21 protein-coding genes are annotated in these 23,580 nt (G+C 62.3%); 11 read left to right on the forward strand and 10 right to left on the reverse strand.

Going from position 1 to position 23,580, the window contains the following annotated elements:
* Positions 1–74 precede the first annotated feature (74 nt).
* The 3 genes from GO499_RS02110 to GO499_RS02120 form a co-directional block, all read right to left on the reverse strand.
* Complete coding sequence (locus GO499_RS02110) at positions 75–1,004, reverse strand: bifunctional helix-turn-helix transcriptional regulator/GNAT family N-acetyltransferase (RefSeq protein WP_161860635.1); 930 nt, start codon at positions 1,002–1,004, stop codon at positions 75–77.
* Between the two features lie 90 nt (positions 1,005–1,094).
* Complete coding sequence (locus GO499_RS02115) at positions 1,095–1,457, reverse strand: DUF427 domain-containing protein (protein ID WP_431309880.1); 363 nt, start codon at positions 1,455–1,457, stop codon at positions 1,095–1,097.
* A 117-nt stretch (positions 1,458–1,574) separates the two neighbouring features.
* The gene (locus GO499_RS02120) at positions 1,575–3,371 is read right to left on the reverse strand and encodes an aminopeptidase P family protein (RefSeq protein ID WP_161860636.1); all 1,797 of its coding nucleotides are present in this window, start codon (positions 3,369–3,371) and stop codon (positions 1,575–1,577) included.
* A gap of 211 nt (positions 3,372–3,582) precedes the next feature.
* On the opposite strand from GO499_RS02120, the gene GO499_RS02125 reads away from it, so the two are divergent.
* Positions 3,583–3,798: a hypothetical protein gene (locus GO499_RS02125; protein WP_161860637.1), complete on the forward strand. Its 216-nt coding sequence runs from the start codon at positions 3,583–3,585 to the stop codon at positions 3,796–3,798.
* A 9-nt stretch (positions 3,799–3,807) separates the two neighbouring features.
* On the opposite strand, the gene GO499_RS02130 is transcribed toward GO499_RS02125, so the two are convergent.
* On the reverse strand, positions 3,808–4,731 hold the full coding sequence (locus GO499_RS02130; protein ID WP_161860638.1) for an isopenicillin N synthase family dioxygenase: 924 nt from the start codon (positions 4,729–4,731) through the stop codon (positions 3,808–3,810).
* A gap of 70 nt (positions 4,732–4,801) precedes the next feature.
* Between GO499_RS02130 and GO499_RS02135 the strand changes: the two genes are divergently transcribed.
* Together GO499_RS02135 and GO499_RS02140 are read left to right on the forward strand one after the other, a co-directional pair.
* Positions 4,802–5,725, forward strand: coding sequence for a DMT family transporter (locus tag GO499_RS02135; RefSeq protein ID WP_161860639.1), 924 nt, complete (start codon positions 4,802–4,804; stop codon positions 5,723–5,725).
* Between the two features lie 152 nt (positions 5,726–5,877).
* Positions 5,878–6,063, forward strand: a complete 186-nt coding sequence (locus GO499_RS02140; RefSeq protein ID WP_161860640.1) for a hypothetical protein — start codon at positions 5,878–5,880, stop codon at positions 6,061–6,063.
* A gap of 12 nt (positions 6,064–6,075) precedes the next feature.
* Here GO499_RS02140 and cobT read toward each other — a convergent pair whose 3' ends face one another.
* The gene (cobT, locus tag GO499_RS02145; protein WP_161863805.1) at positions 6,076–7,935 is read right to left on the reverse strand and encodes a cobaltochelatase subunit CobT; all 1,860 of its coding nucleotides are present in this window, start codon (positions 7,933–7,935) and stop codon (positions 6,076–6,078) included.
* A 157-nt stretch (positions 7,936–8,092) separates the two neighbouring features.
* Here cobT and GO499_RS02150 point away from each other — a divergent pair, with 157 nt between their 5' ends.
* Positions 8,093–8,551 carry a hypothetical protein gene (locus GO499_RS02150; protein ID WP_161860641.1) on the forward strand — a complete coding sequence of 153 codons (459 nt, stop codon included), beginning with the start codon at positions 8,093–8,095 and terminating at the stop codon, positions 8,549–8,551.
* A gap of 269 nt (positions 8,552–8,820) precedes the next feature.
* Positions 8,821–9,687, forward strand: a complete 867-nt coding sequence (locus GO499_RS02155; RefSeq protein WP_161860642.1) for a CpsD/CapB family tyrosine-protein kinase — start codon at positions 8,821–8,823, stop codon at positions 9,685–9,687.
* A 41-nt stretch (positions 9,688–9,728) separates the two neighbouring features.
* Here the strand turns inward: GO499_RS02155 and GO499_RS02160 are convergent, their stop codons facing one another.
* Both GO499_RS02160 and GO499_RS02165 read right to left on the reverse strand, forming a co-directional pair.
* Positions 9,729–11,093 (reverse strand): oligosaccharide flippase family protein, encoded by a 1,365-nt coding sequence (locus GO499_RS02160; protein ID WP_161860643.1) that lies wholly within the window; start codon positions 11,091–11,093, stop codon positions 9,729–9,731.
* A 39-nt stretch (positions 11,094–11,132) separates the two neighbouring features.
* The gene (locus GO499_RS02165) at positions 11,133–11,894 is read right to left on the reverse strand and encodes a WecB/TagA/CpsF family glycosyltransferase (protein WP_161863806.1); all 762 of its coding nucleotides are present in this window, start codon (positions 11,892–11,894) and stop codon (positions 11,133–11,135) included.
* Between the two features lie 317 nt (positions 11,895–12,211).
* Between GO499_RS02165 and GO499_RS02170 the strand changes: the two genes are divergently transcribed.
* From GO499_RS02170 to GO499_RS02195, 6 genes are all read left to right on the forward strand, one after another.
* Positions 12,212–13,339 (forward strand): Gfo/Idh/MocA family protein, encoded by a 1,128-nt coding sequence (locus tag GO499_RS02170; RefSeq protein ID WP_161860644.1) that lies wholly within the window; start codon positions 12,212–12,214, stop codon positions 13,337–13,339.
* Positions 13,327–14,331 (forward strand): NAD-dependent epimerase/dehydratase family protein, encoded by a 1,005-nt coding sequence (locus GO499_RS02175; RefSeq protein WP_161860645.1) that lies wholly within the window; start codon positions 13,327–13,329, stop codon positions 14,329–14,331. The genes GO499_RS02170 and GO499_RS02175 overlap by 13 nt, the downstream gene beginning before the upstream one ends.
* Positions 14,324–15,556 (forward strand): glycosyltransferase family 4 protein, encoded by a 1,233-nt coding sequence (locus tag GO499_RS02180; RefSeq protein ID WP_161860646.1) that lies wholly within the window; start codon positions 14,324–14,326, stop codon positions 15,554–15,556. Before GO499_RS02175 ends, GO499_RS02180 begins: the two co-directional genes overlap by 8 nt.
* Complete coding sequence (locus GO499_RS02185) at positions 15,553–16,524, forward strand: glycosyltransferase family 2 protein (protein ID WP_161860647.1); 972 nt, start codon at positions 15,553–15,555, stop codon at positions 16,522–16,524. Before GO499_RS02180 ends, GO499_RS02185 begins: the two co-directional genes overlap by 4 nt.
* A gap of 26 nt (positions 16,525–16,550) precedes the next feature.
* On the forward strand, positions 16,551–18,647 hold the full coding sequence (locus tag GO499_RS02190; protein WP_161860648.1) for an NAD-dependent epimerase/dehydratase family protein: 2,097 nt from the start codon (positions 16,551–16,553) through the stop codon (positions 18,645–18,647).
* A gap of 176 nt (positions 18,648–18,823) precedes the next feature.
* Complete coding sequence (locus GO499_RS02195) at positions 18,824–20,023, forward strand: glycosyltransferase family 4 protein (RefSeq protein ID WP_284154864.1); 1,200 nt, start codon at positions 18,824–18,826, stop codon at positions 20,021–20,023.
* A 17-nt stretch (positions 20,024–20,040) separates the two neighbouring features.
* Here the strand turns inward: GO499_RS02195 and GO499_RS02200 are convergent, their stop codons facing one another.
* The 3 genes from GO499_RS02200 to GO499_RS02210 form a co-directional block, all read right to left on the reverse strand.
* The gene (locus GO499_RS02200; RefSeq protein ID WP_161860649.1) at positions 20,041–21,453 is read right to left on the reverse strand and encodes a mannose-1-phosphate guanylyltransferase/mannose-6-phosphate isomerase; all 1,413 of its coding nucleotides are present in this window, start codon (positions 21,451–21,453) and stop codon (positions 20,041–20,043) included.
* 91 nt (positions 21,454–21,544) lie between these two features.
* The gene (locus GO499_RS02205; protein ID WP_161860650.1) at positions 21,545–22,939 is read right to left on the reverse strand and encodes a hypothetical protein; all 1,395 of its coding nucleotides are present in this window, start codon (positions 22,937–22,939) and stop codon (positions 21,545–21,547) included.
* The gene (locus GO499_RS02210) at positions 22,936–23,547 is read right to left on the reverse strand and encodes a polysaccharide biosynthesis/export family protein (RefSeq protein ID WP_161860651.1); all 612 of its coding nucleotides are present in this window, start codon (positions 23,545–23,547) and stop codon (positions 22,936–22,938) included. Before GO499_RS02210 ends, GO499_RS02205 begins: the two co-directional genes overlap by 4 nt.
* Positions 23,548–23,580: the final 33 nt, after the last annotated feature.

Consider the following 23,580-nt stretch of genomic DNA (forward strand, 5'->3'; position numbering starts at 1 on the left):
ACGCGTGCCGCCGGTGCGGTTGAGACTGGAATGCGATGATGTCGAGACGGATGAGCCGGGTGCAGAGCGTTGGCTCAGAGGTCGCGGCCCCAGTACTGGCCGACAAGATCCTTCCCGAAACTCCGGTGCGACTCCTCGCTGATCAGTTCGAAACCGGCGGACTGGTAGATGTGGCGGGCGGCGGTGAGGTTTTTGTTGGTCCACAAGGTCATGTGTCCATAGCCGGCAGTGCGGGCGAAGCGCAGGCATTCCCCGACCAGGCGGCGGCCGAGGCCCAGGCCACGTGCGGAAGGGTCCACGTAGAGGAGGCGCAATTTCGCCGTATGTTCGTCTTGCTGGACGACAAAGACCGAGCCGATGATCTGCCCCTCTCTCTCCGCGACCCAGCAGCGTTCGCGTCGGGGATCGAAACCGTCGATGAATTCGGCCGTGATCCGTGCGACCAGAGCCTCGAAGTGCCAGTCGAAACCGTATTCCTGCGCATAGAGCTGCGCCTGGGCTGCGGTGATCAGGGCCAGGTCGCCGGGGACCGGATCGCGGAGGACGAAGGCCGCCGGTTGCGTCGGAGGGCCGAGCAGGCGGCGGATGGTGGCCATTGCGTCAGTCAGTTCCCGACGTTGGGGTGCGGAAAGAGGGGAGATCAGGGCCTCGATCTCGGCCGCGGAGGCTTTGTCCACCTGCATGAAGAGGATGCTGCCGGCACCGGTGGGCGTGAGGGCAAGCCGCTTGGCATTGCCGGGTGACGGGGTTCGATTGACGAGGCCCTTGGCTTCCAGAGTGGACAGGATGCGGCTTAGATAGCCTGCGTCCATGTTCAGATGGGTAGCGATATCGCTGGCGGCGGGCGGTTCGCTCTCAGAGGCCGACGCGATCTCGTAGAAGACGCGGAGTTGGGGCAGGGCGAGACCCGAGGCGAGCAGTGACTCCCCTAGGGCGCCGACCAGAGTGGTGTAGAAGCGGTTGAAGGAACGAACGGTTGCGACGGTGCTGTCAGGTTCATTCATTTGCCGGGATCACCACATGAGTTGACAACGTCAACATATGAGCCGAATGCGGGGAGGCGGGCAAGGGTGATCCTGCCGCGCCCCGGAAGTTCAAATCTGTTCGACGGTTACCCGATCACTGCTGTAAAACGCGAGATGGTCCTTGATGCGGGCCACATCCTCCTTCGGGTCCTCGTAGGACCAGGCGGCGTTCTCGATCGGGCCGCTCTTGGCGACAATTGTATAGTAAGTTGCCTCACCCTTGTGGGGGCAGGTGGTTCGGTGATCCGAAGGGTCGAGGAAAGCCATCTCGACGTCTTCGCGGGGGAAGTAGATCACGTAAGGCAGGTTGCCTTCTTCCAGCATCAGGGCGTTGCCGCTCTCGCCGAGGATGGCACCGCCGGCACGGATCACCCAGCGGCCTTCGGCCTTGGTGACGCTGATATGGGCTTCGGTCATTGCAGATCCTGTCATTGCTGTTCCTCCTGTCGGCTGGCTTTGATGGCTGCCGTTATTCCCGCTTCGCCTTGGGACGAAGCCTTATGCAGTTTCTGTGACAGTCTTGTCACGAAAGCCTCTTGCCGGAACGGCTCAGAGGGGTGCGCAGGCCTTGGTGAGCCATACGGCAGTTGCGTCATCTACACGGGGAGAGACGATTGCCGCGGTTCGGGCGTGGTAAGCATTGAGCCAGTCCCGTTCCGCTGTGGATAGAAGATCGGGATCAATCAGCCTTCTGTCAATAGGCGCGAAGGTGATTGTCTCGAAGCCCAGCATCGCGCGGTCGCCGCCTGAAGGCGTCTCCGGTGGCTCCACCACCAGCAGGTTCTCGATGCGGATGCCGAATGCGCCCTCGCGGTAGTAGCCCGGTTCATTGGAGAGGATCATACCCGGTTTCAGGGCTTCGGTGCCGCGGCGTGAAAGGCTTTGCGGGCCTTCGTGGACGCTGAGATAGACGCCGACGCCATGGCCGGTGCCGTGGTCGTAATCCATGCCGGCCTGCCAGAGGGCGATCCGGGCCAGCGCATCGAGGTCCCGGCCTGCAAGCCCCTCCGGCCAGCGCGCCTGCGACATCGCGATCATTCCTTTCAGCACCAGTGTGAAGGCCCGGCGTGCCTCCGGCTGCACGGGGCCGGTGGCGACGGTGCGGGTAATGTCCGTGGTGCCTTCGAGATACTGGCCGCCGCTGTCGATCAGCAGCAAATCGCCCGGCGTGATGGGACGGTTGCTGTCTTCGGTCACCCGGTAATGGACGATAGCGCCATTTGGGCCGGCGCCGGAGATCGTCTCAAACGAGATATCTTGCAGGGTGTTGCCGGCACGGCGGAGCGACTCCAGTTCGCGCACAGCGTCGATTTCGGTGAGGCCGCCGGATGGGGCAGCCTCATCCAGCCATGCGAGGAAACGGGCCATGGCGACGGCATCGATCAGATGGGCCTCGCGCGTCGAAGCAAGTTCGGCTTGTGTCTTGCAGGCCTTTGGCAGGATGCACGGATCGCGCATCCAGTGGATTTCGGCGGAGAGCGCCGCCTTGACGGCCAATGGCGCGGTGCCCGGGTCGAGCGCAACGCGGCCGGTGAGGGCCGCCAGAGCGGCGGGGAAGGCCTCCGGCTCTGCAATCGTGACGTCGGGGCCGAGGTGCGCACGCACGTCTTCATCCAGTTTCGCGCCTGTCATGAACAGCAAAACGGTGGCATCGGCATGGAGGATGGCGAAGCCGAGGGCGACGGGAGTGCGAGCAATGTCGGAACCGCGGATGTTGAGAAGCCAGGCGATGCTGTCGGGCAGGGTGAGGACGGTGGCGACGACGCCCTCCGCCTTCAGGATTCCGGCTATTTCCTGCCGTTTGCTGGCATGGGTCTTGCCGGCGATCACGTCCGGAAAGACGGCCACCTTGCCGAGGGGCGGGGCCGGCTGATCGGGCCAGATGCTGTCCACCGGGTTTTCCGGCAAGGGTTCGAGGGTGATGCCCTTCGGCGTCAGTGCTTTTTCCAGCGCCTCGATTTCGCGCTGGCCGTGCAGCCACGGATCGAAGCCGATGCGCCCACCCTCCGGCAATGCTTCAGTCAGCCACTTTGCCGGGGTGGCCTGCGGAATTTGATGATAGCTGAACAGGGCGCCGTCGGTCTGGCTGCGTACCTGGAGGGTGTAGCGTCCGTCGATGAAGATCGCTGCCTGATCGGCCAGAACGATGCACTGGCCGGCGGAGCCGGTAAACCCTGTGAGCCAGGCAAGACGCTCATCCCTTGGCGCCACATTCTCGCCACAATGTGCATCCGAACGCGGGACAATGAAGCCTGAAACACCGGATTTTGCCAATTTTTTGCGCAAATCGGCGAGGCGCGGCGCACTGTCGGAGGCTGATGTCGAGGCGGTAAAGGATTGAAACATAGCGATCTTTCTGCAACAGGGCGAATTGACGGGAAATGCGGGGTTTTGCGCTGCCGCGGGTTTGCCATATTGTCCGCACAGAGTGAGCCGTGGCAAGCCTCTGGAGGGTCCGAAAATGCGTTCTATGTTGGCATTGGTATTTTTCTTGTTGGCGGGTTGGCGCGCGTATCTTGACTGGAAGACATCCGCGGCTCAAGGGGAGCCGTTGTTCATGGTGGAGACCCGAACCGTGTGGGAGGGGCTGAGCCCATCGACCCTGACAAGCGTGGTGAACTGGGCCCAGGGGCTGGATTTCCAATACCTGTGGGATCCGGTCCTGCTGAACTTGCTGACGGCCCCGTTGTCACCGCTGCTGCTGGTCGTGGGGCTGTTCTTCTTCATCATCCGGCGCAAGCCGGAGCCGATCGACCCTTACAGCCCCGCCTGATCGGCTTTCCTACGTACCGAACTTGTGCTCATAGGTCGCGTTCAGGCGGCTGGCGAGGTAGTCTGCGCCGGTGACCGGCGGATATTTGGCCGCACCGGTGCCGGGCAGGGCGGTGATGACGCTGTCGGGGTTCGGATCGAGGAAGAAGGCCAGCGAATACCGTTCCGCTGGCGGTGGCAGGACGCGATGCGGTGTCGAGACATAGACATCGTTGGACCAGCGCATCAGCAAGTCGGCGATGTTGATGATATAGGCGTCCTCCACTTGCGGCACGTCGATCCACGCACCGTCGCGGGGGCGGACCTGCAGACCGGGAACGCCGTCGGTGGTGAGCAGGGTGATGGTGCCGTAATCCGTGTGCTCGCCTGCGCCGATTTCACCAGGTGCACCCGTGGCGGCGGGATAGCGCAACAAGCGCAGTGTGGCGAGTGGCTGGTCGAGATGACCGGCAAAGAAGTCTTCCTCTATGCCGAGATCGAGGGCGATGGCGCGATGCAACTGGACGCCGAAAGCGTGGACCGCGTCGAAATAGGCCAGCATGGTGTCGCGGAAACCGGGAAGGTCAGGCCAGAGATTGACGCCCCGGAACGGCTCTCCGGCGAGGATGCGCGGATCGTCCTCTGCCAGGTCGAGACCGATGTTGAAGGCTTCCTTGCTGTCGCGGATCCCGCTTTTCTCGTCCAGAAATTCCTCTCCCACCTGACTGTAGCCCCGGTTGTGCGGGGATCTGGCGATCGACATCTCCACCTTGTCGGCAAGGGGGCTGGCGAAAAAGCTGCGGCTCATCTCGAATGCGCGGGTTCGCAGGGTGGAGGAGACGGGCGGGTTGGCAATGACGACGAACCCGGTGTCGCGGCAGGCGCGGCCGAAATCGGCGACGAAACCCGCGCTGTCGCTGCCAGTGAAGCGGGAATAGTCCAGTATCGGGATCATGTGCGGGCTCCTTTCGCAAACGGCAAGTTTCGGGTCGCAAGGCTTGGTGCGCCGCGTCATAGTGCGGCGCATGTCCATTCAACACCAGATGAATCTACGCTCGTGGACACTGCTTGTGATCCTCTCTTTGTTGTGGGGTGGAAGTTTCTTCTTCATCGGGGTGGCCGTCGGCCATCTGCCGGCGCTGACGATTGTATTCCTGCGGGTGGCGATGGCAGCGGTATTCTTGTGGGCCGTGGTACTGGTAATGCGTCTGACGGTGCCGTGGCGACGCGAGGTCTGGCAGGCATTCCTGGGGATGTGTGTTCTGAACAACGTGCTGCCGTTCTGCCTGATCGTCTACGGCCAATCTCAGATCGCCTCGGGCGTGGCGTCCATCCTCAATGCGACGACACCCTTGTTCGGCGTGGTCATCGCGCATGTTCTGACGCCGGATGAAAAGCTGACGCCGGCACGCTTCGGTGGCGTAATTGCCGGATTTTTGGGCGTTTCGGTCATGATGGGCGGGAATCTGCTGGCGGGCGGCCAGGGAATCTGGGGCGTGGTCGCAGTGCTGGGCGCTGCCTTCTGTTACGGACTTTCCGGTGTCTTCGGGCGGCGGTTTGCACGGCTCGGCGTTAACCCGGTGGTGACAGCCACGGGGCAGGTCAGTTGCTCCACCGCCGTGCTCTTGCCGCTGATGTTAGTGGTGGACAGGCCATGGCAACTCCACATGCCGGGAGGTGACGTCATACTAGCACTTGTGGGTCTGGCGATCTTGTCTACAGGACTTGCCTACATCATTTTCTACAAGGTGTTGGCCGTTGCCGGAGCCACCAACCTGTTGCTGGTGACTTTCCTGATCCCGGTGAGTGCGATTTTGCTGGGCGTGGCGTTTCTGGGTGAAGTGCTGGAGCCGCGCCATCTGCTGGGCATGGCGTTCATCGGGGCCGGTCTGGCGGCGATCGACGGTCGCGTGCTGACCCGTCTCAGACGGCCTGTTGGGGCTGAATAGTTCGACCTCGCCTTAAGTATACTTAACATTTGCCTCAATTTGGCGTAAATTGACTGCAAGGACGTAGTTCATGGCCCGTGTACAGTTGGGCCGGGCGAGCGTTCCGGAATACCAGACTGTGCCGAGTTCATGTAGTGTGTAGGAGAATTGGTATGACCGAGTGCGAGACGACCCCCGAAGACAAGACAGGTTTCTCCAAGATCCTCGAAAAGGCGCTGGCGTTTTCAGCCCCCGTCTCCAGCCGGATCGTCCTTCCGACCATGAGCCTGAAGTATCTCGGTAAGGTGCAGTGCATGCCTGTTCAGGATCAAGCCGGCACCGTCAGTCAGGCCGGCTGAACGGGCTTTCCCTCAGATTGCGCGGCGCCGGCCGCGTCGCGTTTCCGTCTCGAACAGGGACGCTAGTTGTTCGGTCATCGCGCCCGCCAATTGTTCCACATCCGTGATCGTCACCGCCCGCTCGTAATAACGGGTGACATCGTGGCCGATGCCGATGGCGATCAGTTCGACGGCGCGGCGGCGTTCTATCATCGAGATTACGTCGCGCAGATGCTTTTCGAGATAGCTGGCCGGATTGACCGACAGGGTGCTGTCATCGACGGGTGCACCATCCGAAATCACCATGAGAACGCGGCGTTGTTCCGGTCTACCGACCATCCGGCGGTGGGCCCATTCCAGCGCCTCACCGTCGATGTTCTCCTTCAGGATACCTTCCTTCATCATTAGCCCAAGGTTAGGCCGGGCGCGGCGCCATGGAGCGTCGGCGGATTTGTAGATGATGTGGCGCAGGTCGTTCAGGCGCCCTGGCAGCGGCTCTCGTCCGTCGGCGAGCCACTTTTCACGGGCCTGCCCGCCCTTCCAGGCGCGAGTAGTGAAGCCGAGGATCTCACACTTCACCTGACAGCGTTCGAGTGTGCGGGCGAGCACATCGGCGCATATCGCGGCAATCGAGATCGGGCGGCCACGCATGGAGCCCGAATTGTCGAGAAGCAGGGTGACGACCGTGTCACGGAATTCGGTGTCCGTCTCCTGCTTGAAGGAGAGCGGTGTTGTTGGGTTGGCAACGACACGGGCCAGGCGGCCGGCATCGAGCGTGCCTTCCTCAAGGTCGAAATCCCAGCTTCGGTTCTGCTGCGCCTGAAGCCTGCGTTGCAACCGGTTGGCAAGTCGCGAGACCGCGCCCTTCAGCGGCTCAAGTTGTTGGTCGAGATAGGCGCGCAGGCGTTCGAGCTCTGCCGGATCGGCCAGTTCCTCGGCGGGAATTTCCTCGTCGAACCTGGTTTCGTAAACGGCATAGCCGGGATCGGCCTCGGAGATAGGTGGCGGCGGCGGTCGATCATTCTGCGGCTCGCCGTTCTCGGTCTCCACTTCCTCGCCAAGTTCGGCATCCTCGTTCTCGTCGAGGCTCACCTGAGCTTGCTGGCTCTCCTCCGACTCAGCTGCTTCCTGGCTGTCGGAGCCTTCCTGCTCATCATTCTCGTTGTCGTCCTCGGGTCCGTCCTCCGTCGACTCCTCGTCGTCGTTCTGGTTTTCGGCGGACTCCTCCTCCTGGTTGTCGAGGTCAGGATCATCGCCCAACTGATCGCCGTAGCCGAGATCGGAAATGATCTGGCGGGCGAGTTTGGAAAATGCGCGCTGGTCTTCGAGCGTGGCATCGACATTGGCGAAGGCATCGCCTGCCTCTCCCTCCAGAAAACCGCGCCAGAGTTCCATGACGTTCTGCGCACCGTCGGGCAATTCGCGCCCGGTGGCGAGATGGCGGACGAGAAAACCCGCGGCTTCGGCCAGTGGGGCTTCGGCTGAATCCTTGATCTGCGAATAGCCGCGGCGTTTGCATTCCGCATCGATCTTTGCGTCGATGTTGCCTGCGGTGCCGGGCATGGCGCGGGCACCGACCGCTTCGCACCGGGCCGTTTCCATCGCTTCGTAGAGGGCCTGCGCCACCTCGCCCTCGGGGGCGTAGCGGCTATGCATGGCCGGATCGTGAAAACGCTTTCGGAGCGCGTAGGCGTCGGCGGTGCCACGGGCGAGAAGCACCTCGTCGCGGGTCATCCGGCGGGTGACCTGCGGGAGGCGTGCGCCCTCGTTCGTCAGACCCGGCGGATCGACGGAATAGCTGACGGCAAGCTCCGCATCGTTGGCGAGCGCACGCGTTGCCTCGGACAGAGCCTTCTTGAACGGATCTGCCGGATTATCGGACGGTTTGTTCATGAGTTCGGAATGACGCAGCAGGCGGGATTTGGCAAGGCCCCTGGCATCGGCCGGCGCTGGCGGGCTGTTGGAAAAGGGGCACATGGGTGAGCTTGTGCAGGTTGTAACACTTTAATGACACTTTTCTGGATATCCTGATCCGGGAGGAGGATTAGTGATGCCGATGATGTTCCGAAACGCCCTCATAGCCATGGTCCTGGGAATGTTGGGCCTTGCCGCACCGGCCAAGGCCGGCTCGTTCGAGGAGACCTGTCGTTACTTTGATGGTGTTGCATTCAATGATGTCGCCCATCACCGGGTGGGGACGTTTCGGGTGGTTCTGGCGGCGGACTGCCGGGCGGCACTGGCGGTGATGGCCGTGGCACCTGCTGGAGCGCATACGGAGTTTGCACAGGACTATCTTCGCCAGTTGCAGACCTATCGCGCCACCATGCTGTCGATCATGATGGAGCGCTTCGAGACACAGCGCAGCCGAAGAGTTCTTCAGGCCCACACCGATGCGCCGATGGTCAAACCTGTCAGTCGGGCAGGGGCATTCCTTATTGCCAAATCCATGGGACTGGTGGCCAAGCAGCGGGAATGGACCGTCTGGAACGAGGCCCGACTGGCGCAATAGGGGCTTTCGTGAACCGGTGGCTGACCAAGCTTTCGGCAGATATTCCAGTATTTGCCTGTCTGGCGTCGGGCCGCCCTTTTTTCAGCAAATTTGTGCGTTTCAGATAGGCAAACCGGGGCATAAGTCTTAATGGTGGCGCGAGAGCCGCGCGGTGGAAGCCGCGTGGCATAATCGTGATTGCGGTTTGGTAAGTGGTTCATCGCCGACGGATATGTGTTCCATCGGCAGGGGGTAGAGTGTTGCAGGCGCAGACGGAAAGACAGGCTTCTTTGGCGGAAGATAAAATTACGCGATCGCCACGGCAGGCGGCCAACGACAAGGTAGAAGACGCGGAGATCGTCCGCGACGCATCGCATGCGGAACGGGTTCGCTCTTTTGTGCTGGGGCACAGCAGCCAACCACCGGTCATGGAAGCCCAAATTGGCGGTGGGGCCGGTTGGGAGGCGCTGACGCAGGTTCAGCTGAAGCAGCGTCACCTGGCCCGCAATCGAATTCTCACGGGCGACAAAGTTACGCCGGTGATGGAGTCATTCGACATGCTTCGGGCGCGGATGGTGAAGGCCCTGAAGGACAACGGCTGGAACCGCGTCGCCATCACTTCGCCCACCAAGGGCTGCGGCAAGACCTTCCTTGCCGCCAACCTTGCGATGAGCTGTGCGCGGCAAACAGGCCTGCGCAGCGTTCTGTACGATATGGATTTCCGCAATCCCAAGCTTGGCTCCGTTCTGGGCGTGCGGGCGCCGGGGCCGTTCAACGAGTATCTCTATGACGGTCTGGCGCCGGAATCGCACCTGATACGCGTTGCCGACAACCTAGCCGTGGGCCTGAATGACAAGGCGATGGCGGAACCGACGGATCTGCTGTCCTCCGACAAGACGGAGGAGACTATTGCCAAGATGCAGGACGCCCTGAAACCCGATGTGGTGCTGTTCGACATGCCGCCGATGCTGGTTTTCGAGGACGTGATGACCTTCCTCTCCCGTGTGGACGGTGTGCTGGTGGTCTCTGGCGGTCACACCACAAAGGCAGAGGATATCCGCGAAGTGGAGCGCCGCCTCGAGGACAAGGCGCCGCTGCTTGGCGTGGTGCTGAACATGGCCGAAGGTGTGCGCAAGCGTCGCGGCCGGGTGTACTGACGGCACGCCGTAATTTAGCTGCCGAGCGAGACCGACCGAGCCTAGCTGCCGATGTCCAGTAAAGTCAGGAGATCGGCGTGGTTCGTCCAGACGATGAGTCCGCCGAACAGGAGGCCGACTGCGGCAAAGACCCCGTCATGTAGCGGATCCCATGCGCCTGCGCGGCGGGTCAGCCATATGACCATCGGGTAGACGAGCACGATGCCTATGGCCTGACCGGCAATGCCGCCAAGCAAGCCGAAATAGTGGATGCCCAGGATCAGGCCGCCGATTTGCAGCACGGCCTTGGCGAAGACGAGTGCGGCGTAGTAGCGGGATTCGCCCGCGGCCAGCACCGCCTGATCGTAGCTCATGATGATGACCATCGGAATTTGCATGACGGCAATGCCGACCACCATCGCCCCGGCGGCGTAGTAGCGTGAATCGTAGAGCAGGTGGACCAGCGGCACGCCGACAAAGCCGGCGACGATCAGCATGGACACGATCCCGCCGGTGAGTGCAAAGCGCATCTTGCGGACACCGCGGAAGTTTTCGGCAGATGCGCCGGGCGGGCGCTCCCTGTAGATTGGAATGAGGATGCGCCAGGCGACGGAAGTTGCAAGCAGCAGCGGGAAACTGGCAAGGAAATAGCCGATATTATAAACGCCGAGGTTGCTGAGGGTCAGGTACTTGGCCAGCACGATCTTGTCGCCCTGCGACAGGATAAAGCCGAAGGCGGTGGACAGAAATATCCACTTGCCGAACCCGACGAGATCGCGCACGGCGTCACGTTCCCACCGGAAGCGGTTGGACGTTCCCGGCACGAAAACATTGGAAATGAGGATCTTGGATACCGCACCCACGATACCGCCGATGACAAGCGCCCAAACAGATTGCAGCAACCAGGCGAACAGGACCGTGGCGACGATGCCGATGATCTGAATTGCCATTTCCAGCAGAGTTACGCGCCCGAGGTTGAGGTGGCGGTTGGCGGATTCGAGCCTGGTGGGGAAAAAGCCCTGAATGACGAGAATTGCGCCGGCGACGGGGATGAGTTGCGCCAGTTGCGGTTCCTCATAAAAGTTGGCGATCGGCACGGCGACGAGGACGGTCAGCAGCCACAACAACAGGCCGCGGATAACGTTCAATGTCCACGCAGTGTTCAGGAAATCTTCGTCGTCGCCGCGTTTGTTCTGCTGGATCGAGGTGTTGATGCCGACATCGGAGAAGTTGGTGAGACCCTGCATCACCACCATGACAAGCGCCATCAGGCCAAACGCTTCCGGAAACAGGATGCGCGTGAGGATGAGGTTGGAGGCAAGCCGCAGGATCTGGGAAGTGCCGTAGCCGAAGATCGTCCAGAAGGAACTGCGCATCGCCCTTGCGAACAGCGAATTGTCCTTGAGGATGGAGGCAAGCCTGCTCATCGCGCGATGCTTCCGGAATGGATGGTCGTCATTTGCCGGTCAACCCGATGTGGCCGCGCGCTGGCGCATGGCGGCGATGAGTTCGCCGGGCAGTATGGCCAGGCATCGGGCGTATCGCGGTACCAGCCGCCTGGGGCTCGAAAGCATGCGCCACACCCATTCCATGGCGATTCTGCGGACCCAGAGCGGCGCGCGTTGCTGGTGACCTGAAAGGAAGTCGACACCGGCGCCGACGGAGGCGAAACCGACCGACGGGGCGATTGTCCGACCAAATGCCGCGAAGATTTCCTGCTTGGGCGCGCCGAGGGCGATGAAGCAGAGGCGGGCGCCGGAGGCATCCAGTTCCCTGAGAATCGCCTCGGCCTCCGGCCCGCCAGGCTCAAACCCCATTGGCGGCGCCTTCGCATAAGCGACGCGCAGGCCGGGAACCTTGGCTTCAAGGTCATCCTTGGCACCTGCAAGGGCCTCTTCGGTGCTGCCGACAAGGGCGAGGGGCATGTCCGACTCTGCTGCGAGGCGGGCCAGAGGCAGCACGAGATCGGACCCCGGCATCAGAGTTACCGGCTTGCCCGCAAGCTTCGAAAGCCAGACGATCGGGTTGCCGTCGGCGCAAACGAGATCCTGCCTGGCATAAGCCTCGGCGAAGACGGGTGAGGCGCGGAGTTTGACGAGGTGGTCGAGATTGATGGTCGCGAGGGCGAAACCCTCACGCCGTTGGAATCGTGACGCCACTTCCGCCATCAGTGCCGCGCGATCGGGCATGTTGACGGTTATCAACTGGCTGTCGAAACGAAAATCCACACCAAACTCCACACAGGAACGGGAGGATATCCGCCCGCTCATGCAACCCACCTCGGCTCTAGCCCGTCCTCAGTGGATTGTCGAACACTTCGTCCCGGCAGCCGTGACGATTTGCATATTGCCTGTTTCTTCTACGCTGGAATGTGGCGGAAATTGTACCGCATGGCACAATAATTGGTGGTTTGGTGCTCAAATGTGCAGAAAATCCAGTCTTCGACAGCCTGTGTCGTTGCGCAGAAAGTCAGGCCGGTGCTACATGGCGCGGGTTTCGAAAGTAAGTTGTAAAGGGCCGCAAAGTTGGGCTGGCAGATGTTTGCATGAGCAAATTCGCGATCATCGGATGCGGCTTTGTCGCCGATCTGTATATGGGATCTTTCCGGACGATGCCGGAGGCGGAGATCGTGGGTGTCTACGACCTGGATCACGCGCGGCTGAAGACCTTCTGCGACCATTGGAACCTGAAGGCCATGGAGTCGCGCGAAGCGCTCTTCGAAGCTCTGCCGGAAGGCGGAATTGTGCTGAACCTGACCAATCCGGACGCGCATTTCGCCGTCAGTTCGGCGGCCCTTGAGGCCGGATTCCACGTGTATTCCGAGAAGCCGCTGGCGACACGGATGGACGATGCGCGGGCATTGCATGCGCTGGCCGGTGAGAAAGGGCTGCTGCTGGCCTCCGCCCCTTGCAGCGTGCTGGGAGAGACGGCGCAGACGTTGGCACGGGCCGTGCGGAAGGGTGTGGCGGGAACTCCACGGCTGGTGTACGCCGAACTTGATGACGGCTTCATTTCGCAGGCGCCATACGACAAGTGGACGAGCGAGAGTGGCGCGCCGTGGCCAGCAGAGGATGAATTCCGCGTCGGGTGCACGCTGGAGCACGCGGGCTATTACCTGACATGGCTGATGGCGATGTTCGGACCGGTGAAGACCGTTGTCGCCGCTTCGGCCACTGTGGTTCCTGGAAAGGTTCCGGGGGAGGAAACCGCGCCGGACGTGTCTATCGCCACGCTCTTCTTTGAAGGCGGCATGGTGGCACGTCTTACCTGTACCATTGTTGCGCCGCACGACCACCAGATCCGGGTGGTCGGTGACAAGGGCACACTGGCGGTGAAAGAGGCGTGGAACAACGCCGCACCGGTGAAGTTTCACCGACGCTTCACGTTGCGGCGACGGCTGGTGGATATGCCGGTCGGGCGAAAGGTGAGGCTGGACACGAAGGAAACCCATCCGAAGGTTGGCCGGTGGGGCGCCGCGAGCATGAATTTCGCCCTGGGACCGATGGAAATGCTGCAAGCGCTAACAGAAGGGCGGGATTGCCGTCTTTCTGCCGATTTTGCGTTACATCTCAACGAGGTGACGCTGGCGATTCAGGGTGCAGGTGCACATTCGGGGGCGCAGGAGATGACAACACGCTGTGAGTTGATGGAGCCGATGCCATGGGCAGGATGACGGTGCTGATCACCGGCGCCTCCGGCTTCATCGGGGAGCGGGCGGTTGCTGCAGCACGCAAGCGCGGGCACCTGGTGGTGGCTGTCCTGCGCCGGGCCGAGGCTGCGCCGAAGGCTTGGGCGGCTGACGGCGGCATCATGACCGTGGTCGTGGACCTAGCCGCAAAAGGTGCGGAGAAGACACTGACCGAGGCGATGCAGCCTGTGGATGTGGTAATCCATGCCGCGGCAAAGCTTGGCGGCGATGATGCGGAACAGTCCGGCGCCACGCTCACGGGTACCAGGACGGTGATAGCGGCAATGCTTGGGCGCGATGGCGCTGCACCAAGGTTGGTGCTGGTCAGCTCTCTTTCCGTCTATGGCGCGACAGGCCTGCAGGTGGGTGGGTCGCTGACGGAGAAGAGCCCGCTGGAAACGCATCCGGACATGCGGGACGCCTATTGCCGGGGCAAGCTGGCACAGGAAGACATGGTCAAGAAAGCGGCGCTGAAACACGGGTTTCCGCTTTGGATATTGCGACCCGGGGCGGTCTACGGTCCGGGCAGGGCGTGGAACGCGCATCTCGGCATCGGGCTGGGGCCGTTGCTGTTGCAGGTGGGCAGAGGCGGAGAGGTGCCGCTTTCGCACGTGGAGCATTGCGCCGAGGCGATGGTGTTGGCTGCCGAGGTGACACCGAAGGATGGTGCCATAGAATTCTGCAACGTGGTGGATAGCGTTCTGCCAACGCGCAGCGCTTTCGTGGCGGAGCATCAACGCAGTGGCTGGCCGCTGAAGGCGGTTGTCCTCCCTTACGGGATATTCAGCCTGATGTCGAAACTGATCGCCTATTTGCCCGATGGCCTTCGCGCGAAATTGCCCGGGCTGCTTCGTCGGCCGGTGCTGGATGCACGCATGAAGCCGTTGACCTACCCCAACAAGATTCTGCGCGAGCGGCTGGGTTGGCAACCAAGCCGCGAATTCTCCGACGCGCTGCGTGAGGCCTGGGATGAGTGAATTCAGGGGGCCGATCGCCTATCTGACGGGCGAGTATCCACGCGCGACAGACACATTCATCCAGCGCGAGGTGGCAGGGCTTCGGGCGCAGGGTGTCGAGGTGTTCACCTGCTCGATCCGCCGGACGGGCGTGGAGCATCTGGTCGGGCCGGAGCAAAAGGCCGAGGCGGCCTCGACCTTCTACGTGCTGGCGGCGGCCAAGCGGCCATTGCGGCTGCTGAAGGCGCATCTTGCGGCTATGCGCCGTGCGCCGGCGCGTTATTTCGCGGGTCTTAGACTGGCGTTGAAAACGCGACCTGCCGGATTGAAGGGCTTTTTCTACCAACTCTTCTATTTTGCTGAAGCGGTGTTGCTGGGGGAGTACCTGCACGAGAAGGGTGTGGTGCATCTGCACAATCACATCGCCAAGGCCAGTTGCACCGTCGCGATGCTGATGCAGGAGGTGAGTGGCATCGGGTATTCCTTCACGATGCACGGACCCGATATCTTCTATGCGCCTGAGCACTGGCGGCTGGACGAGAAGATCGCGCGTGCGAAGTTCGTGGCCTGCATCAGCCATTTCTGTCGTAGCCAGGGGATGAACTTTTCCGGGCGTGAGCATTGGCACCGGATGCACATTGTCCATTGCGGCGTCATCCCGGAGCGTTACGCACTGGAGCGGCGCGGCAGGGGGCCTGTGCGTGCACTGTTCATCGGCCGGCTGGCGGCGGTGAAGGGCGTGCCGGTGCTGCTGGAAGCGCTGCGCGACGTGCCGGAACTGGAACTGGTGTTGATCGGTGACGGGCCGGAGCGGCGGGCGCTGGAAGCGGAGGCGCGGGAACTGGGCGGCCGCGTGAAATTCCTCGGCTACCAGAGCCAGGACGCGGTGGCCGAGGCGCTGGCCGAGGCCGACATGCTGGTGCTGCCGAGCTTTGCCGAGGGCGTGCCGGTGGTGCTGATGGAAGCGATGGCCGCGGGCCTGCCGGTGGTGACGAGCCGTGTGGCAGGCATTCCCGAACTGGTCGAGGACAAGGTGAGCGGCCTTTTGGTGCCGCCGGGAGACACGGCTGCATTGGCCGAGGCGTTGACGACACTGGTGGAGGATGCCGGCCTGCGACGCGAGATGGGCGAGGCCGGCCGCGCAAAGGTGGAGGCCGAGTTCAACCTTGCGCATGAAGTGCCTTGGCTGGGGCGGCTGCTGGCGGCTTACGTGGAGGACGGGCCGAAGCCCGGTTTGCGGCCATGACCGTCGCGGCCGTGGCCATTGGGCGGAACGAGGGCGAGCGGCTGGAACGCTGCCTTGCCTCGATGCAGGGCGTGGCCGATGTGCTGGTCTACGTGGATAGCGGCTCGAAGGACGGCAGCGTCGCGGCGGCCCGCGCGGCGGGCGCGGAGGTTGTGGAACTGGACATGAGCCAGCCTTTCACTGCGGCGCGGGCGCGGAACGCGGGCTTCGAGGCTCTGGCGGAGCGCGGGATGGCGGTGGACTTCGTACAGTTCGTCGACGGCGACTGCGCGCTGGTCGAGGGCTGGCTACCGGCGGCACGCGCGGCACTGGAGGCGGACGAGGGACTTGGCATCGTCACGGGCTGGCGCAGCGAGATTCACCGCGATGCCAGCATCTACAATCAGCTCTGCGACTTTGAATGGCGCCGCCCGGCCGGGCCGATCCTGACCTGCGGTGGTGACATGATGGTACGCCGGTTGGCGTTCGAGCAGGCGGGCGGTTTCGACCCGACGGTTATCGCCGCCGAGGATGACGAATTCTGCGTAAGAATCCGTGGCAAGGGCTGGAAGATGGAGCGGTTGCCACTGGAGATGACGCGTCACGATGCAGCGATGACCGGTTTTGGCCAGTGGTGGCAGCGGGCGGTACGAAGTGGCCACGGCTTCGCGCAGGTCGGTTGGCTGCATCCCGAGTATTTCGTGAAGGAGCGCAAGCGCGTGTGGTTCTACGGCTTCGTCCTGCCCGTGATTGCGGTACTGGGGTTGCTGCTCGTGTCGATCCTGGTGCCACTGCTCGTGCTGGGCGTCTATGGGCTGAACTGGTGGCGCACGTCCAAGGGATTGGTGCGCGAAGGTCTGCCGGCGGCGGAAGCACGGCGGCATGCGGTGCTGATCACACTTTCGAAGATTCCGAACATGCTGGGCATGTTAACATTTCACTGGCGCCGATTCAGGGGCAGTGCCATGCGGATCATCGAGTATAAATGATATCGAATGGATAGGTTGTTGAGTTCATGACGAATACATTGCGCGCAGGTCTGGTGGGCGCCGGATACATCGCCACGTGGCACGCCAACACGATCAAGGCATTGCCGGGGGTGGAATTGACGGCGGTGTGCGATACCTCGCCCGCCGCCGCCGAGGCGCTGGCAGGTGCCTACGGTGCGAAGCCCTTCACCTCGCTGGACGACCTGATCGCCGCCGGGATCTGCGACGCGGTGCACATCGTGACACCGCCGCAGGTGCACAAGGATCTGGCCATTCAGGCGATGGAGGGCGGGCTGCACGCTTTCGTCGAAAAACCCGTGGCGCTGGGCGCGGAAGAGACGGCGGCGATGCAGGCGGCCTCTGAGGCCACCGGAAAGATCTTCGCGGCAGGGCACAACTTCCTCGGCACGCCGAAATACGAGAAGCTGAAGGGCATGGTGACGAGCGGCGAACTGGGCCGCATCGCCTCGGCCGAGATCAACTGGCGCTTCCCGCTCGCGCCGCTGCGCTCGGGCCCCTACACCATCTGGATGCTGCGCGAACCGAAGAACCTGCTGCTGGAGCTTGGGCCGCATCTCTATGCCTTCTGCGTCGATCTGTTCGGCGTGCCCTCGGATTTCACGCTGCGCCTTTCCAAACCCGTGGCGCTGCCGGGCGATGACATCCGCCACCAGGTGTGGCGGATCATGTGCACGGCGGGCGGGGTGGATGTGACGTTCCACCTCTCGCTGGTCGAGGCGCTGGACGACCGCAGCGTGACGGTGCGCGGCTCGGCCGGGATGGCGCTGCTCGACTATGCCAACGACACGCTGGTGGTGACGCGGGAGAATGCCTCCGACCTGATCCTCAACCCGTTCCGCCGGGCGGCGGGGCAGGGGATGCAGAACCTGAAGGAGGCGTTCGGGAATGCCTTTCTGCAGACACGCACCCTGAACCAGAAATCGCCATACGGGCTGAGCTTCCTCGGCACTATCGGGCCGTTCTACGAGGCGATCCGCGATGACAAGCCGATCGACAGCCGCTTCTCCGGCGCGTCTGCCGTGAAGGTGATGACGGCGATCGACGAGACGGTGGCGCTGCTGCCGGGATACGTGCCTGTGGCCAAACCGGCGACGCGAAAGCCCGAGCCGAAGGTGATGGTGATCGGCGGCACGGGCTTCATCGGGCGGCACCTGACGCGGACGCTGGTGGAACGCGGGCACGATGTGCGCGTGCTCAGCCGGGGCCGCAACGGGCCGTTCCCCGATCTGGCAGACCACGTGGAAACCGTCGGCGTTTCACTGAAGGACCGCGCGGGGCTGGCGAAGGCGATGGAAGGGATCGATGTGGTCTACAACCTCGCCAAGTCGATGGACGACACGTGGGAAGCGGCGCTGGAAAACGATGTGGGCGTGGCCGTGGGCATCGCAGAGGCTGCGCTGGAAGCGGGCGTGAAGCGGCTGATCTACACCGGCACCATCGCCTCCTACAACATGGCCTCTCCCGAGGGCACCATCACCGAGGACGTGAGCTTCGGCGACGATCTGACGGACCGCAACATGTACGCCCGCTCCAAGGCTGAATGCGAGCGGCGGCTGATGGAAATGCACCGCGAGAAGGGGCTGCCGCTGGTGATCGCGCGGCCCGGCATCGTGATCGGGCCGGGCGGGCCGTTGCAGCACTGGGGCATCGGGCGCTGGCACGGGGCGGGTGCCGTGCGCATCTGGGGCCACGGGCGCAACATCCTGCCCTTCGTGCTGATCGAGGATGTATCGGACGGGCTGATCCGGATGATGGACAACGAGGATGCCGTCGGCCGGTCGTTCAACCTCGTCGGCGAGCCGATGATGAGCGCGAGGGGCTACTTCGACGCCATCCACGAAGCTTTGGGGGCGAAGATCGACGTGCGACCGGGCAATCTGCACATGTTCCATGCCGCTGCCAGCGTGAAGCATTTCCTGAAGACGAAGGTGCTGGGGCGCAAGGGATTGAGCCGTGCCTCGTTGAAAGACTGGCAGAGCCGTGCGCATTTCACACCGTTTGACAACCGGCAGCCGAAAGAGATTCTCGGCTGGGAACCGGAGACGGACCGCCAGACGTTTATCCAAAAAGGTATAATCGACGCCAACCTTATGGGGTTCTGAAATTTTGAGGAGGAGATTTGTGACGGAGGGCACAGAAACGGAACCGCATTCCGGGCATACCTGTCCCTGTCACGACCTGAAACGAATGAGTTATTGTAATGCGTTACGAGTGTACGGACAGATTTGTAAACGGTATCGAGAAAGTGCGCTTTCAGGCGACTGTTCCAGGGGGCGTCGTGGCAGGTAACAAGTCGTCAAGTATCGAGGATCGCCCCCTCAGGATTGCCTATCTTAGCGACCTCGACCCGCGGTTGTCGTGGACCTATTCAGGCGGCAACAAGCGGATCCTGGAAAGCGTGAAAAAGTTCGGCGACGTGACAGTGCTCAGCAGTGAGTGGCACGCCATGGAGCCGGTGCGGCGCCTGCTGGAAAAATTGCCCGAAAGTCTTTTGTTGCGCTCCCGCTTCCGGACGCACATGCTGCTCTCGCGGATCATTTCCAACGGCGTCCGGCGGGAACTGGCACGGGGACAATATGACGTTTTGTTTGCCTCCTACAGCTTTCACAGCCTTCTGAACCTGACGCCGCCCTATCCGATCACGACGGTGTTCACATCCGACGCGACACAGACCATTTACAAACAGTCCGTGGTGGGGCGGGCGCACGGATCGTTCTTCTCTCCCGCACGCCTGCTGGACTCCTGGATCGAGGCCAACGAACGGAAGGTGTTGCGCAACACGGACCTGTTGCTGTGGCCGTCGGAATGGATGAAACGCGGCGCGGATGAGCGGTATGGGCTCAGCGAGGAACAATCCCATCTTGTGCCGTGGGGCGCGAACATCGCCATGCCGCCAAAGGATTCCATATCTATCGAAAATCCGATGGATGAGGAGGTTAACCTGCTGCTCGTCGGGCGAGATTGGGAACTGAAGGGCGGCCCGACGGCCGTGGCGGTGCTTGACGCGCTGAAAGCCAGAGGTATCCGGGCGCGTCTGACGGTTATCGGTTGCCGTGTTCCCGACGCGGACCGCCGCCCGGAGCTGACCGATCACGGCTATCTCGACAAGAACGTTCCAGAGCAGAGGCGCATCTTTGACGAGGCGTTCCGCACAGCGCATTTCGCGCTGATCCCGTCGTTTGAATCCTACGGCTTCGCCTTTTGCGAGGCATCTGCCCACGCCATTCCGTCGCTGTGTCTGAATGTCGGTGGAGTGCCGGTGTTCAACGGGGTCAACGGCTTTGCACTGCCGGTTGGTTCCGGCCCCGAGGATTTCGTGGCACGGATAGCGTCCTTGCGCGACGATGCTGCCCAGTATTCAAGCCTGCGTGCAAGCAGCCGCCAGTTCTACATGGAGACATTGAACTGGGGTGCATGGCGCAAGAAGGTCGAGAGCCTGATCCGAGAGAAGGTGAGCCAACGCGAGGCGAGGGCCTGATCGCCAGAAAGGCTGGTTCAGGCCCGTGCGTAAACGTCTTCGTATCGAATGATGTCATCCTCACCTAGATAGGTACCCGTCTGCACCTCGATCAGGTACATCGGCACTTTGCCCGGGTTCTCCATCCTGTGCACGGCGCCAAGTGGAATGTAGACCGACTGGTTCTCTGACAATAGCTTTACTTCTTCGCCGACGGTGACGCGGGCCGTGCCTGCCACGACGACCCAATGTTCCGACCGGTGCATGTGGCTTTGCAGCGACAGGATGCCACCGGGCTTGACCATGATGCGTTTCACCTGGAAACGGGTGTCGATGCACAAGGTTTCGTACCAGCCCCATGGGCGGTGAAATCGAGGAAAATCAACAGCCTGTGGGATGTCTCGTTGCTTCAGGATCGTCACCACATCCTTCACGCGTTGTGCATCGTCGAGATTGGCCACCAGCACGGCGTCGCGCATCGCCACGGCGATCGTATCTTTCAGACCGAGGCCGACAAGTTGCATGCCCTTGTCCTCCGAGCGCAGCAACGTGTTCTCACAATGCACGGCTGTAGCGGAGCCGTAGGTGGCATTGCCGCTCTCATCCTTGTGGAGGGCATCCAGAATCGCATCCCAGGCGCCGAGATCGGACCAGCCGCCACCGTAGGGGACGGCCGTGATGTTGTCGGATTTTTCCATCACCGCATAGTCGATGGAGACGTCGCGGGCCTCGGCATAAGCTTCTTCGCCAAGGCGGAAGAAGCCGAGGTCAGGGCTGGCGGCTTCCCATGCGGCCTTGCAGGGCGCGAAAAGGTCGGGAGCTTTCGCTTCGAACGCCGCGAGGATGTCGCGAACGCGGAACAGGAAGATACCCGCGTTCCACAGGTAATTTCCGGCGGCGAGCATTTCCTCGGCGCGTGGCAGCTCCGGTTTCTCGACGAATTTGCGCACGGACTGAGAGTTGCCATTGTCCGGGGAGTCGGCGAGTTCAAGGTAGCCATATCCGGTTTCCGCCCGCGTCGGGGTGATCCCGAAGGTGACGAGCTGGCCGGACCGTGCTGCCTCGGCACCCTTTTCGACTGCTGCGCGGAAGCCGGCTTCGTCACCGATCAGGTGATCGGACGGCGCGACGAGCATCAGTGCGTCGGGCGTGTCAGCGAGTGACAGTGCGGCTGTCAGGATGGCGGGTGCGGTGTTGCGTGACGCTGGTTCTATCAGGATGCGGGCGTCGGCCAGCCCAAGTTGTGCCAGTTGATCCGTGACCAGAAAACGGAAGTCCGCATTTGTCATCACCACCGGCGCATCGAAATCCGGGCCGGATAGGCGGCGGCAGGTCGCGATGAAAGGGCTATCGTCACCCACCAGTGAGGAGAATTGCTTGGGATAGGATTTGCGGGAAAGCGGCCACAGCCGCGTGCCGGAGCCTCCGCAGAGGATGACGGGGGTAATCATGAAATCGGATTCCATTTGCCTGAAACTGTTGGCCTATCCTAGAGTGAAGCCTGCTCCCGTGCCTAGCCGAAGCAGGCGGCGAAACGCCAATTTATCCGCCGAACGGCACTTCCAGCGCGATCCGCAGTGAATGTCCGGAAGCGGAGTCCTCGATGCTTTCGCGGCGATGGCTGTAGCGGGCGGAAATGCTGGCCCGTTCCGTCAGCAGGTATTCCGCACCAACCGAGAGCCGGAACTGGGTGCGGTCATCTCCCTCCACATCGAGGTTCTCGCTGACGGCTCCCGCCACTTCGGCGCCGAAGTTGATACGGTTACTTACCGGCTGGAAATATCCCAGACCGAAGGCCGAGATGATCGTGTCGTCGCCTTCACGGGAAGTCTCCAGGCTGCGGCTGAGGTTGAAGCGCAGGTCGCCGCGCCCGAGATCCTGGCTGATGGAAACCGTGGCGGTGCCGACGGTATCGCCGGTCTCGCGGGATTCGAGTGCAAATTCCGCGGCTGCGCCGCCGGTACGCCACTCATGCTCGTAGCCAATACCACCGAGGAAGACGAGGCTGCCTTCATCGGGGATGACGACGGCAGCGGCGGCGCCGAGTGTACTGCGCTGGAAACCGAGTTCGAAACCGACATCAAAGAGCGGGCCTTCCAGCCGCTCCGTCGTGTCGCCGCGAATCTGTTCATCGAAGATGTAACCTACGCCGGATGTCAGCATGAGGCGTTCGGAGACGTCATACTCGATTCCGGCCCGGAAGTTGGCTGCGCGGCGTTCCTCGCCTTCCGCCGAGTCGACTTCGGTGTAGGATGCGCCGGATTCAAGCACGCCGGTTATTACCGGGTTGATCCGGAAATCCAGCCCACCGGTGGCGGCAACGGCAAAGACGTCGTTAAGGTCGTCATTGGCGCCGATATAGAGAGTGCGATCGTAATCCAGGGCAAAGCTGCCCTCGATCGGTCCGCCTTCACCAAAAGTGAACGCGACGCCGGCATCGTAATCCTGCCGCCTGCCAGAGCCTTCTTCTGGCGTCAGGTCGCCGGGAACGACGAAGCCGGAATCGGTGAACCCGGCTTCAGGCGTGCGGCGCGCGAGTAGCGAAGTTTCTCGGAAACCGGCCTCGATGCCGAAGGAGCTGGCGGAGCCGATGCGATCATAACCGATGTCCAGGCTCGGAAGCGTTACCAGAGCAACCGCGTCATCGTCGCTGCGCTTGATGCCACGCAGTTCGATATCGGAGATGACGGAGAAACTCTGGGTGCGCGTGTCCGTAAAATAGCCGAGCCCGAGCGTTGTGGTCGCAAATAACGAGGGATCGTCGTCGTCGGGATCGAGTGCAAAATTGCTGTCGGCTTCGAAGGCCTGCGTCACAACGCCGGCGAATCGTTGCCCACCGTCACGCAGCGGCTCCGGAACCGATTGCGGAATTGCTGTTCCCGCGAGGCTCAGAAGGCTGATCGTGAGTACGGGACGAAGTTTTGTCGTGCCATTCACTCGAACAATCCGCGCTCTGGCACGAGGATCACGTCACCCTCGCGCAGCGGGGCAAGGCCCTGAAGGCTGGCGCCGCGGAGAATCGACTTGTAGTCGATGACGGTCACGGCGTCGCCGCCAGAGCCGGGAATTGCACGGCGAAGCTGGATGCGGCGCGTTGCGGCGAAAGGTGTCGGCCCCCCGGCGACGGACAGGGCCTGCAGCAGGGTGGCGTTTTTCGGAATTTCGGCCTGTCCGGGTTCGGCGACCTCTCCGAGAACGTAGACGAAGATCGTCGGCGCTTCCGGCTCCGGAAGGGGGGTGCCTTCCGGCGCCTGCTGTGCGAGCGCCACGAAAACGCTCGGCGGCTGGGCAAAGTTGCTGGACAGGGCGGCGGCGAGACTGCGCTGAACCTGCTCCACCGTCAGACCGGCAGCGCGGACCGAACCGGCAAGCGGCAGGGTAACGCGACCGTCGGGCGCCACAAGGGCGCGACGACTGAGCGTCTGATCTTCCAGTACGCTGATTTCAAGAATGTCGCCCGGCTCGATGCGATATGTTTGCGCGACCGCGCTGGCGGCTCCGGCGATGAGAATCAGGATGGTACAGACTGCGCGCAGTACGGACATGGTTACAGTGCCTCGATCACGAAATGGAGCGCC

Origin of the sequence: Algicella marina (assembly GCF_009931615.1) — a bacterium.
In the GTDB taxonomy this organism is placed as follows: domain Bacteria; phylum Pseudomonadota; class Alphaproteobacteria; order Rhodobacterales; family Rhodobacteraceae; genus Algicella; species Algicella marina.

Excerpts from the sequence above, each read along its gene's own strand:
- GO499_RS02110 (WP_161860635.1), bottom strand. The coding sequence starts at position 1,004 with ATGAATGAACCTGACAGCACCGTCGCAACCGTTCGTTCCTTCAACCGC.
- GO499_RS02115 (WP_431309880.1), bottom strand. The coding sequence starts at position 1,457 with ATGACAGGATCTGCAATGACCGAAGCCCATATCAGCGTCACCAAGGCC.
- GO499_RS02120 (WP_161860636.1), bottom strand. The coding sequence starts at position 3,371 with ATGTTTCAATCCTTTACCGCCTCGACATCAGCCTCCGACAGTGCGCCG.
- GO499_RS02125 (WP_161860637.1), top strand. The coding sequence starts at position 3,583 with ATGGTGGAGACCCGAACCGTGTGGGAGGGGCTGAGCCCATCGACCCTG.
- GO499_RS02130 (WP_161860638.1), bottom strand. The coding sequence starts at position 4,731 with ATGATCCCGATACTGGACTATTCCCGCTTCACTGGCAGCGACAGCGCG.
- GO499_RS02135 (WP_161860639.1), top strand. The coding sequence starts at position 4,802 with ATGTCCATTCAACACCAGATGAATCTACGCTCGTGGACACTGCTTGTG.
- GO499_RS02140 (WP_161860640.1), top strand. The coding sequence starts at position 5,878 with ATGACCGAGTGCGAGACGACCCCCGAAGACAAGACAGGTTTCTCCAAG.
- cobT (WP_161863805.1), bottom strand. The coding sequence starts at position 7,935 with ATGAACAAACCGTCCGATAATCCGGCAGATCCGTTCAAGAAGGCTCTG.
- GO499_RS02150 (WP_161860641.1), top strand. The coding sequence starts at position 8,093 with ATGCCGATGATGTTCCGAAACGCCCTCATAGCCATGGTCCTGGGAATG.
- GO499_RS02160 (WP_161860643.1), bottom strand. The coding sequence starts at position 11,093 with ATGAGCAGGCTTGCCTCCATCCTCAAGGACAATTCGCTGTTCGCAAGG.
- GO499_RS02170 (WP_161860644.1), top strand. The coding sequence starts at position 12,212 with ATGAGCAAATTCGCGATCATCGGATGCGGCTTTGTCGCCGATCTGTAT.
- GO499_RS02175 (WP_161860645.1), top strand. The coding sequence starts at position 13,327 with ATGGGCAGGATGACGGTGCTGATCACCGGCGCCTCCGGCTTCATCGGG.
- GO499_RS02180 (WP_161860646.1), top strand. The coding sequence starts at position 14,324 with ATGAGTGAATTCAGGGGGCCGATCGCCTATCTGACGGGCGAGTATCCA.
- GO499_RS02185 (WP_161860647.1), top strand. The coding sequence starts at position 15,553 with ATGACCGTCGCGGCCGTGGCCATTGGGCGGAACGAGGGCGAGCGGCTG.
- GO499_RS02190 (WP_161860648.1), top strand. The coding sequence starts at position 16,551 with ATGACGAATACATTGCGCGCAGGTCTGGTGGGCGCCGGATACATCGCC.
- GO499_RS02200 (WP_161860649.1), bottom strand. The coding sequence starts at position 21,453 with ATGATTACCCCCGTCATCCTCTGCGGAGGCTCCGGCACGCGGCTGTGG.
- GO499_RS02210 (WP_161860651.1), bottom strand. The coding sequence starts at position 23,547 with ATGTCCGTACTGCGCGCAGTCTGTACCATCCTGATTCTCATCGCCGGA.